Source organism: Polaribacter sp. Hel1_33_78 (assembly GCF_900106075.1).
Classification (GTDB): Bacteria; Bacteroidota; Bacteroidia; order Flavobacteriales; family Flavobacteriaceae; genus Polaribacter.
This window is the reverse complement of sequence record NZ_LT629794.1, coordinates 3,172,687-3,182,500: the sequence shown is the minus strand read 5'-3', so window position 1 is coordinate 3,182,500 and position 9,814 is coordinate 3,172,687. Positions and strand designations below refer to the sequence as shown.

11 protein-coding genes and 1 tRNA gene are annotated in these 9,814 nt (G+C 31.1%); 3 read left to right on the top strand and 9 right to left on the bottom strand.

Annotated features, from left to right (window positions below):
* Positions 1–440 precede the first annotated feature (440 nt).
* Positions 441–522 (bottom strand) — tRNA-Leu (locus BLT88_RS13875).
* 123 nt (positions 523–645) lie between these two features.
* Here BLT88_RS13875 and BLT88_RS13870 point away from each other — a divergent pair.
* The 3 genes from BLT88_RS13870 to pth all read left to right on the top strand — a co-directional run bounded on the left by BLT88_RS13870 (position 646) and on the right by pth (position 2,903).
* Positions 646–1,587: a ribose-phosphate pyrophosphokinase gene (locus BLT88_RS13870; protein ID WP_091955551.1), complete on the top strand. Its 942-nt coding sequence runs from the start codon at positions 646–648 to the stop codon at positions 1,585–1,587.
* 19 nt (positions 1,588–1,606) lie between these two features.
* On the top strand, positions 1,607–2,203 hold the full coding sequence (locus BLT88_RS13865; RefSeq protein WP_036782398.1) for a 50S ribosomal protein L25/general stress protein Ctc: 597 nt from the start codon (positions 1,607–1,609) through the stop codon (positions 2,201–2,203).
* 70 nt (positions 2,204–2,273) lie between these two features.
* Positions 2,274–2,903 carry an aminoacyl-tRNA hydrolase gene (gene pth / locus BLT88_RS13860; RefSeq protein ID WP_091955549.1) on the top strand — a complete coding sequence of 210 codons (630 nt, stop codon included), beginning with the start codon at positions 2,274–2,276 and terminating at the stop codon, positions 2,901–2,903.
* A 49-nt stretch (positions 2,904–2,952) separates the two neighbouring features.
* Here pth and BLT88_RS13855 read toward each other — a convergent pair whose 3' ends face one another.
* The 8 genes from BLT88_RS13855 to BLT88_RS13820 form a co-directional block, all read right to left on the bottom strand.
* Positions 2,953–3,498, bottom strand: coding sequence for a hypothetical protein (locus BLT88_RS13855; RefSeq protein ID WP_091955547.1), 546 nt, complete (start codon positions 3,496–3,498; stop codon positions 2,953–2,955).
* 78 nt (positions 3,499–3,576) lie between these two features.
* Entirely contained in the window at positions 3,577–4,026 is a 450-nt protein-coding gene (locus BLT88_RS13850) for a 6-carboxytetrahydropterin synthase (RefSeq protein ID WP_036782404.1), read from the bottom strand.
* 101 nt (positions 4,027–4,127) lie between these two features.
* Positions 4,128–5,624, bottom strand: a complete 1,497-nt coding sequence (locus BLT88_RS13845; protein ID WP_091955545.1) for a GH3 auxin-responsive promoter family protein — start codon at positions 5,622–5,624, stop codon at positions 4,128–4,130.
* Positions 5,624–6,487 carry a M23 family metallopeptidase gene (locus BLT88_RS13840; RefSeq protein WP_091955543.1) on the bottom strand — a complete coding sequence of 288 codons (864 nt, stop codon included), beginning with the start codon at positions 6,485–6,487 and terminating at the stop codon, positions 5,624–5,626. The genes BLT88_RS13845 and BLT88_RS13840 overlap by 1 nt, the downstream gene beginning before the upstream one ends.
* 47 nt (positions 6,488–6,534) lie before the next feature.
* Positions 6,535–7,116: a nicotinate (nicotinamide) nucleotide adenylyltransferase gene (gene nadD, locus BLT88_RS13835; RefSeq protein ID WP_036782413.1), complete on the bottom strand. Its 582-nt coding sequence runs from the start codon at positions 7,114–7,116 to the stop codon at positions 6,535–6,537.
* A 48-nt stretch (positions 7,117–7,164) separates the two neighbouring features.
* The gene (gene gmk / locus BLT88_RS13830; RefSeq protein ID WP_036782416.1) at positions 7,165–7,743 is read right to left on the bottom strand and encodes a guanylate kinase; all 579 of its coding nucleotides are present in this window, start codon (positions 7,741–7,743) and stop codon (positions 7,165–7,167) included.
* Positions 7,744–8,598, bottom strand: coding sequence for a YicC family protein (locus tag BLT88_RS13825; RefSeq protein ID WP_036787929.1), 855 nt, complete (start codon positions 8,596–8,598; stop codon positions 7,744–7,746). It lies immediately after the preceding gene.
* 51 nt (positions 8,599–8,649) lie between these two features.
* Positions 8,650–9,546 carry a DMT family transporter gene (locus tag BLT88_RS13820; RefSeq protein ID WP_091955541.1) on the bottom strand — a complete coding sequence of 299 codons (897 nt, stop codon included), beginning with the start codon at positions 9,544–9,546 and terminating at the stop codon, positions 8,650–8,652.
* Between the last annotated feature and the right edge of the window lie 268 nt (positions 9,547–9,814).

The following is a 9,814-nucleotide window of genomic DNA, read 5'->3' as shown; positions in this document are numbered from 1 at the left end:
TTTTTTGTTTACTCTAATTCTTAACTTTAGAAATGTTAAAATTCTACAGGTAAATTTGTATTTTAATTATTTTTATAATTCAATAGTTTTCCCTCTCAAATTTTAAAGTAAAAAAGAAAGTTATGTTCTTATAATTACAAAATTAATTACTAAGGGTGAAGTTTTTAAAGTTATGTATATAATGAAATAATATCAATTATATTGATGTAAACGTTTAGGTTATATCTTTTAGGGAAGTGCAGTTTATGTATTCAATTGGTTTGAAGGATAGCTGACAAATTTAGCTCTATTTTTCCTAGAAGAATACTCGTTTTTAAAAAAGTACTTTGGTGTAAAAATGGAAGTAAGCAAAATATTAAAATAGTCCGGAAGTAAATCTCTTTTTAAAGGCTTTTGTGCAAGGCAAAAAGGCTGACTTATAGAAGTCAGCCTTTTTTGAGTACTCAAGGTGGGAATCGAACCCACACTCCCGAAAGAACTGGATTTTGAATCCAGCGCGTCTACCAATTCCGCCACTTGAGCAAAACATAAATAGGATTGCAAAGGTATTAAATTATTTTATTTTAAAGTCAAAAAATTAATGTCAAACTCAATAAATAATTTCTACTTTTGTTTTCATACAACAACATCACAAAAAACAATTAAATGCCTACAAATCAACTTGCCCCAAAACTCTTTGCTTGTTCTCAGAGTACCGAATTAGCTATAAAAATAGCTAAAGAGTACGGTGCCGAATTAGGAAACGTAATCACAACTCATTTTAGCGATGGCGAATTTCAACCTGCTTTCGAAGAATCCGTAAGAGGAAGAAGAGTTTTTTTAATAGGTTCTACATTTCCTACAGCAGACAATTTAATGGAAATGTTATTAATGATTGATGCTGCAAAAAGGGCATCCGCAAGACACATCACCGCTGTGATACCATATTTTGGCTGGGCAAGACAAGACAGAAAAGACAAACCTAGAGTTGCCATTGGTGCAAAATTAGTCGCTAACTTATTGCAAGTTTCAGGGGCAACAAGAATTATGACCATGGATTTACATGCAGATCAAATTCAAGGGTTTTTTGAAAAACCAGTAGATCATTTGTATGCTTCTACTATTTTTATGCCTTATATAAACAGTTTAAAATTGGAAAACCTCACTATTGCCTCTCCAGATATGGGGGGTTCTAAAAGAGCGTACGCCTATTCAAAACACTTACACTCTGATGTAGTAATCTGCTATAAACAAAGAAAGAAAGCAAATGTAATTTCTCATATGGAATTAATTGGTGATGTAAAAGGGAAGAATGTTATCTTGGTTGATGACATGATCGATACAGGTGGCACTTTAGCGCATGCTGCTAATTTAATGAAAGATAGAGGCGCTCTGAGTGTTCGTGCAATTTGTACACATCCAATTTTATCGGGTGACGCTTATGAGAAAATAGAAAATTCTGCATTAACAGAATTGATTGTTTCTGATACTATTCCATTAAAGAAAGTAACTTCTAAAATAAAAGTGGTATCTTGCGCGCCATTATTTGCGGATGTTATGCGTAAAGTGCAGGACAATACCTCAATAAGTGGACAATTTTTAATGTAAACAATTAATAAAGAAAGTAATGAAATCAATTACAATTACAGGATCAAAAAGAGAAAGCGTAGGTAAAGTAGCAACAAAAGCCTTACGTAATGCTGGTATGGTTCCTTGCGTTATATACGGAGGAGATAAGCCAGTGCATTTTTCGGCAGAAGAAAAAGCATTTAAAAAGTTGGTGTATACTCCAGATGTTTTTACTGCAAGTATTAATGTTGATGGACAAAAAATCGCTGCAGTTTTGCAGGATATTCAATTTCACCCAGTAACAGACAGAATTTTACATGTAGATTTTTATCAGTTATTTGATGATAAAGAAATTACGATGAATATTCCTGTTAAATTAACAGGTACTTCTCCTGGAGTGCTAAATGGAGGGTCTTTACGTTTTACAAACCGTAAATTAAAAGTAAAAGCATTACCCGCTAATTTACCAGATTTTGTATCTGCTGATATTTCAGGTTTAAAAATTGGTAGTAAACTAGTGATTTCATCATTAGTGACTGACGGTTATGCATTTATGCATCCAGAAAACACTGTTGTAGTTCAGGTAAGAACTTCTCGTAATGCAACTGCGGAAGATGAAGTGGAAGAAGAAGCTACAGAAGCAGCAGCAGAATAAATTTTGCAGACATAATTTACAAAAAGCGTTACAATTCTGTAACGCTTTTTTATTTTAGTATTTTTACCAAATGAGATTAAGAAACTTCTTTTATAAATTAGCAGGTATAAAAGTTGAAACGAAAGAAGAATTGATGAAGAAATTTTTAATTGTTGGTTTAGGGAATATCGGTGAGGCCTACCATAATACACGTCATAATGTAGGTTTTAAAATTGTTGATGCAGTTGCTGAGGAATATAAAGTAACTTTTGAAACAGAGAAGTTAGGAGATGTGGCTAGTTTTCGTTTTAAAGGAAGAGCTTTTATGCTTTTAAAGCCAAGTACTTTTATGAATTTAAGTGGCAAAGCAGTAAAATATTGGATGGATAAAGAGAAAATAGCTATCGAAAATGTGTTAATTATTACAGATGATGTTCATATTGATTTTGGAACAATTCGCGTAAAATCAAAAGGTTCTGCTGGAGGACATAATGGGTTAAAAGATATTCAAGAGAAATTAAATACCCAACAATATGCACGTTTTAGATTTGGAGTAGGAGGTAACTATAGCAAAGGAAGACAAGTAGATTTTGTGCTTGGTGAATGGAATAAAGAAGAAACTAGCCTGTTAATTGAACGTTTGCCAATAGCGGCTAAAATAGTAACCTCTTTTGGGACAGCAGGTTTAGCAAATACCATGAATACTTTTAATGGTAAATAAAAAAAGCTGCCTATGTATAGACAGCTTTTTCTTAATTGTCTGATTTTTTTTATTGTCTCGTAAAACTAATACTAGCCTTAATTGCAGCAGTAGTTGCATCTATTTCTTCTTCTAATTCTTGTGTGAAAGAAACAGTAGTTTCATTAAATGTCACAACATCTAAAGTACCCTCTATAAAATCACCTCCTGTAGATGCATTAAAAGTAATGGTATTATTTGTAGTGTTTAATTGATAGGTGCCTGAATCAGAGAAATTTATGATTTCTGTATTCGTGACAGGGCTTCCAACAGCAGGCATTATAGTAGAAACAATTCTATATGCTCCAGAAGCACTATAAGAACCATTTTCACTCAAGACAAAAACAACTTGAAAAGTATCACCTATACTTGTTGAAGTAGCTACGGTAAACGGAACTGAGATACCAGATACTTCTGTTACGGATGTTACTGTTGTGTCTATACTAAGACTGTTAATATTATAAGTGCCAGCTAAATTGTCTTTAGACAAACTGAAAGGAGCTTCAGCAGAATCATCACTACAACTTGTAAAAGCAAGCGATATATATACTACTAAAATAAATTTAAGAATTTTCATAATTGTGTTTTTTTTGGTAAAGGTAACTATTAATTTAAATTGATTATGAAAAAAAAGTATCACTTTTTAAGTGAGAGATTAGTTTTCACTTGCAAACCATTCTGCAAAACTTGTATCGGTTTCTTGTAGTTTTATTGAATGAAGTTTGATGTTATTTGGCAACCTGTCTTTTATTTTTTCAGCAAAATCAATCACCATCATTTCACTGGTTGGTTGGTAATCGACTAAAATAACATGGTGATCTCTGGCTTGTAATTCTTTTGCCAATTCTATATGAGGCGTATTTTGGTTAAAAACAGTTGCATGATCAAAAACGTCTACAATCTCCTCGTTTACGATTTTCTTTAAATCACTGAAATCAATAACCATCCCAAACTTTACATGGGTATTGTCTTTAATGGGCTCTCCAGAGACAGTTACAGAAAGTTTATAAGAATGTCCATGAACATTCTTGCACTTGCCATCATAACCATATAATGCATGGCCTGTTTCAAAATTAAATTGCTTGGTAATTCTAATAATACTCATGAACGTTTGTTTCTAAATTTGTTGTAAAAATACACAATAACCAATCCTATGGCTAATGCTATAAATAAATAATTATCTCCCATTTTTGTTTCTTTATATTGTTAATCGACTAAAAAATTTTGTAAAACGTCTGCAATTTTTCTGTCATCGGATAACTGCGGAATTTTATTTTGTCCCCCAAATTTACCAATAGATTTCATATACTCATGAAATCCGCCTTTTTTAACTTTCCTAATGACTAATTGCTGTAAAACTTTACCTGCAATTAAATCTAAATAATAAATATTTTGGGCTTGCATGGAAGCATCAATTTTGGTTGCAAATTCGAGTAAATTGTTTGGCTCATTTTCAAATTCGATAAACCATTCGTGATAAGGCAAGCCATTTTCAGGATTTACTTGAGGAGCCACCGTAAACTCACTAATAGTGGTATTTGTATTTAAAATAGAATCGTTTAAAGCTTTCTCAACTTCTTTACCAATAACATGTTCGCCAAAGGCGGATATAAAATGTTTAATTCTACCGGTAACTTTTATTCGGTAGGGTTTTGTGGATGTAAATTCAACGGTGTCGCCAATATTATAACCCCAAAGACCTGCAGTGGTATTTAAAATGATTACGTAATTCATGCCCATTTTAACATCCTTTAAAGATATTCTTGTAGGGTTTTCTTGATAAAATTCGTTAGCAGGAATAAACTCATAAAAGATCCCTGAGTTTAATTGCAATAACATTCCTTTTGCTGTTTGCGAATCTTGATAGGCAATAAACCCTTCAGAGGCAGGATATAATTCGATATAATTTATTTTTTTACCAATTAAATTTTCAAACTTATTCTTATAAGGTTCAAAATTTACACCACCATAGATGAAGAAATTAAAATTCGGAAATAATTCTGAGATTGATTTCCCTGTTTTTTCAATCAATTTTTCAAAATACATTTGAACCCAAGAAGGAATTCCGCTAATTACAGACATGTCTTCGTTCATGGTTTCTTCTACAATTGCATTTACTTTGGTGTCCCAATCTTCTATGCAGTTAGTTTCCCAGGTTGGTAGTCTATTTTTTAATAAATATTTCGGAACATAATGTGCCACAATCCCACTTAATCTACCCAGTTTTATCCCATTTTTATTGCTTAAGATAGGACTTCCTTGTAAAAAAATCATTTTACCGTTTACAAAACTTGCATCCTTTTTTTCTGCAATATAAAACAGCAAGGCATTTCTGGCCGCTTTAATATGAGTAGGCATAGATTCTTTGGTGATAGGAATGTATTTAGCACCAGAAGTTGTGCCAGAAGTTTTGGCAAAATAAAGCGGTTTTCCTATCCAAAGAACATCAGATTCACCAGCAACAATTCTATCTACATAGGCTCTTAAACCTTCGTAATCAGTAACTTTAACACGATCTTTAAAATCGTTATAAGAAACAATATTCTTAAAATCATGATCTTTCCCAAAAGCGGTATTTTTTGCTTTAGAAATTAGTTTTTTAAAAACTTTGTCTTGTGTTTTATGAGGCTTGTTTGACCACTTAGAAACTCTTTTTGTGGCAAATTTGGCAAACGGAATTGCAAATATAGCTTTTATGCTCATTATTTAAAATCAATCAAATTTATAGGGTTTATTGCATAACCACCACTCCATAGTTCAAAATGTAAATGTGGCCCAGTGGTAAGTTCTCCAGAAGAACCAACACTCGCAATTACTTCTCCAGATTTTACAAAATCTCCTTGTTCTTTAAGTAGATTTCCATTGTGTTTGTAAACAGAAATATAATCATAAGCGTGTTTCAAAATAATTACGTATCCAGTTTCTGTGGTCCAGCCAGAGAAAATAACAGTTCCGTCTGCAGTTGCTTTTACTGCCGAGTTTTTTTTAGCAACAATATCTACAGCTAAATGATTTTTTTTAGCATCAAAACCTTCCGAAATTGAACCATTTAAAGGAGCAAAAAACACAATTTTTACATTTGTTGCCGCATTATTTTGAATTGGAAAACGATCTTGACTTTCTATTTTTTCTCTAAAAAGAGAATCTTCTCTAGTAGCGTTTAATAAACTATCTTGAATATTAATTCTGTCTAACAAGTTTACAGAATCGATAGCTTCTGCTTCAATTTCACCAGTTAAAATAGGTTGCAATGCTTTGGTAAAATCTTGTAAAACATCTAATTTTCTTTTTAACGAATCTGTCTGAAAAGCGAGTTTTGTTGCTTTTATTTTTAAGTCTGTAGAGGAGTAGCCAGGGATGTACTCTTTTATTGATGTAAATGTTATGAAAAAAGTTGTGACTAAAATCAATAAAAATGAAAAAACACCACCCAGAACAAAAACATTTAATAACGATAATTTTAGAGAAAAACGTTCTTCGAAAGTGTCTTCATTTAAAACAACCAATCTGTATTTGTCAGTTAGTTTTTGTTTTAATTTTCCTTTTTGTTTGTTTTGATTCTCCAAAAAATATGTTTTGAGTGCTTCTAAATTACAACGTAAAAATAGCGAAACTATTTTTTATAAAAATTCATTTCATCTAAGTATTCCCAAACTTCTTTGGTTAATAGAGGCCTAATGTTCTTTTTGTCCTTAATTCCGTTTCTTATCATTGTTGATGAAATTTCTACAATAGGCGCATTAACGGTATGAATTTTTGGATGCTTTTTAAATTGATGTTCTATCGTTCCTTCAGCAATTCTGGGATAAATATAGACATGATGGTGCGCTAAAATGGTTTCATAGTTTTTCCATTTATGAAGACTCTTTAAATTGTCTTCACCCATAATTAAACAAAATTCTTTTTCTGGAAATAAATCAGAGATATGTGCTAATGTATGAACTGTATAATTAGGTTGTGGTAATTTAAACTCAATATCACAAGGTTTAATTTTTTGGTAACTTTCTGTTGCTCTGTAAACGAGTTCAAATCGATGGTGATTTTCTAATAAAGAACTTTTCTTTTTAAACGGATTATGAGGGGTTACAACCATCCATATTTCATCTAAATCGGAATGTTCTACCATATGATTGGCAATAATTAAATGACCTACGTGAATTGGATTGAATGTGCCAAAGTATAATCCTATTTTCATTTTATTTGAGGTGATGGAAAAAAGAGAACTCTCTTTTTTATTATTTCTTTAATCTTCTAAAAACTGTGTAACGAGTTCTTCGGCTTCTTTTAAAGCAACTTCTAATTCGTAATTTTTAATAATTTTATCAAACTGTGGTGCAGTTGCCAATTCTACAGAGGCTTTTGCAATTCGCATATTTATTTTTTCTTCACTTTCAGTTTTTCGTTTTTTCAAACGGATTTTCAACTCATCTACACTTGGTGGTTTCACAAAAACAGATAATGTTTCTTCTGGATATTTCTTTTTAATACGCAATCCTCCAACAACATCAATATCAAAAATAACGTGTTTTTTTAAGCCCCAAATACGTTCAATTTCAGTTTTTAAAGTTCCATAGAAATTATCTCTATACACTTCTTCCCATTCTAAAAATTTATCGTTTTTAATATTATTTTTAAACTCTTTTAAAGAAATAAAATAATAGTCTTCTCCATCTTTTTCAAAACCTCTAGGTTCTCTAGAAGTTGCCGATATTGAGAATTCTAAATTAAATCTTTTTTGCTTTAATAAATGCCGAACAATGGTAGTTTTACCTGAACCAGAAGGTGCAGAAAAGACAATTAATTTTCCTTTAAAATCTGACATTTATAATACATTTAAAATTTGTTCTTTAATTTGTTCTAGCTCGTTTTTCATTTGAATTACCGCTTTTTGCATCGGTGCAAAATTGGCTTTAGAGCCCGTTGTATTTATTTCTCTTCCCATTTCTTGAACAATAAACCCTAGTTTTTTTCCATTAGAATCAGGAGTTTCTAAAGTTTGTAGGAAATAATCTAAATGATTTGTCAAACGAACTTTTTCTTCATTAATATCTAATTTTTCTAGATAGTAAATTAATTCTTGTTCAAAACGATTTTGATCTGTTTCAACTTTTAAATCATCAATCGCTTTTTGCAAACGTGCTTTTACGTTTTCAATTCTATCAGCATCAAAAGAATATACTTCTTCTAAATATTTTCTTATGTTGGTAATTCTTTCTCTAAAATCTAGTTCTAAAGAAGCAGCTTCATCAATCCGATACTGCACAATTTCTTTAATTGCTTCCTCAATATTTTTGTTGATGAGATTCCACTCGTTTTCATCTAATTCTGCACGTTCTGTTTTTAATGCATCTGGCATTGCAATTGCCATTCTTAAAAGTGCTACATCATCAGAATTGCCAGTTTGAACAACGTTTCTTAATTGCTGAATGTATTGGTTTACAACGCCATGATTTATGGTCGTAGAAGTTTCATCAGCTGTCATTTCAATAAAAATTGAAAAATCTACCTTTCCTCTAACTAGAGCACTAGCTAATCTTTTACGAACTGCTAATTCTTTTTCTTTATAATAAGAAGGAATTCTGACGTTTAAATCTAAGTTTTTGCTATTTAAAGATTTTATCTCTATCGTTACTTTTTTTGTCGGAAGCTGTAATACAGATTTTCCATAACCAGTCATAGATTGAATCATACAATCGTTGTTTTTACAATGAGCAGCAAAGATACCTTTTTATTTTGTTGGTTTCCCTACTTGTTTGGTAACTAAATACACACCTAAAAAAATGATTATTGTTGCCGAAATTTTAATCAAATTTAGAGAATCACTTCCAACAATTAACGCGTAAATAGTAGCGATTACGGGTTGTAAATAGATAAAAACACTAACAGTTGTGGGTTTTAGTTTTGACAAACCATACAGGTTAAAAAGATAGGTTACACAAGTTGTAAAAATAATTACAAAACCAATATTCCAGTACATATTTCTAGGAATGTCTTGCCAAACTACTTCAGTTATTTCATGATATGAAAAAGGAATTACAAAAATTAATCCAATTAAATACAACCATTTTACGAATACAATTGGGTTGTATTTAGCGATTAAGTTTTTTGCCAATACCAAATACAATCCATAAGAAGCTGCATTTAGAAAAACTAAAAAATTGCCCAAGTTATTGTTGTTCCCATGATTTTGAGAAGAATTACCGTATGTAATTAATAAAATTGCACCAACTAGACCAATAAATACACCTAAAATTCTTTGTTTCCCAATTCTTTTTCTAATAAGTATACTCGAAAAAATGAGCACCATTATCGGGGAGGTTACCATCATTACCGAGGCACTTATAGGGGTCGTAAGACTTAATCCTTTAAAAAAAGCAAGCATGTTTAATGTAATGCCAAAAAAGGAGGCGAGTAAGATTTTTTTATAGTCCTCTTTATCTATTTTCTGAGGTTTTATAAATAAGCCAGCAAACCAAAACACCATGGTACCTCCAGAAACTCTTAAAAAAATAAAAGCATAAGGTTTTATATAAAGCGGCATAACTTCTTTAGCAATGGTAAATGTTACTCCATAAATTAAGGTTGCTATAGAGACAGCAATTAAGGCTAAGACTCTTTTATTCATTCAGAAAATAAGCTTTAAAGATCAAGTTGTAAAGTTCCGGATAAATTTTTAAAGTAAAGCCAAAAAAAGAGTTTCAGATATTTTTGAAACTCTTTTTGCTTTGATTGTCTATCTTTTGGTTAGTTCACTCAAGATGTTCTTCTTTTAAATTTGTTTTCTGATGTTAAAAGGTATGCTCTAGCATTTTTAACACATCAAAAAATCAATGTTTTTTTTAATTTTAATAAATAATTTTAATTTTTTGTTACTTACAAGATACAAATTGTAT

Excerpts from the sequence above, each read along its gene's own strand:
- pth (WP_091955549.1), top strand. The coding sequence starts at position 2,274 with ATGAGATTAAGAAACTTCTTTTATAAATTAGCAGGTATAAAAGTTGAA.
- BLT88_RS13865 (WP_036782398.1), top strand. The coding sequence starts at position 1,607 with ATGAAATCAATTACAATTACAGGATCAAAAAGAGAAAGCGTAGGTAAA.
- BLT88_RS13845 (WP_091955545.1), bottom strand. The coding sequence starts at position 5,624 with ATGAGCATAAAAGCTATATTTGCAATTCCGTTTGCCAAATTTGCCACA.
- nadD (WP_036782413.1), bottom strand. The coding sequence starts at position 7,116 with ATGAAAATAGGATTATACTTTGGCACATTCAATCCAATTCACGTAGGT.
- BLT88_RS13850 (WP_036782404.1), bottom strand. The coding sequence starts at position 4,026 with ATGAGTATTATTAGAATTACCAAGCAATTTAATTTTGAAACAGGCCAT.
- BLT88_RS13855 (WP_091955547.1), bottom strand. The coding sequence starts at position 3,498 with ATGAAAATTCTTAAATTTATTTTAGTAGTATATATATCGCTTGCTTTT.
- BLT88_RS13870 (WP_091955551.1), top strand. The coding sequence starts at position 646 with ATGCCTACAAATCAACTTGCCCCAAAACTCTTTGCTTGTTCTCAGAGT.
- gmk (WP_036782416.1), bottom strand. The coding sequence starts at position 7,743 with ATGTCAGATTTTAAAGGAAAATTAATTGTCTTTTCTGCACCTTCTGGT.
- BLT88_RS13820 (WP_091955541.1), bottom strand. The coding sequence starts at position 9,546 with ATGAATAAAAGAGTCTTAGCCTTAATTGCTGTCTCTATAGCAACCTTA.
- BLT88_RS13825 (WP_036787929.1), bottom strand. The coding sequence starts at position 8,598 with ATGACTGGTTATGGAAAATCTGTATTACAGCTTCCGACAAAAAAAGTA.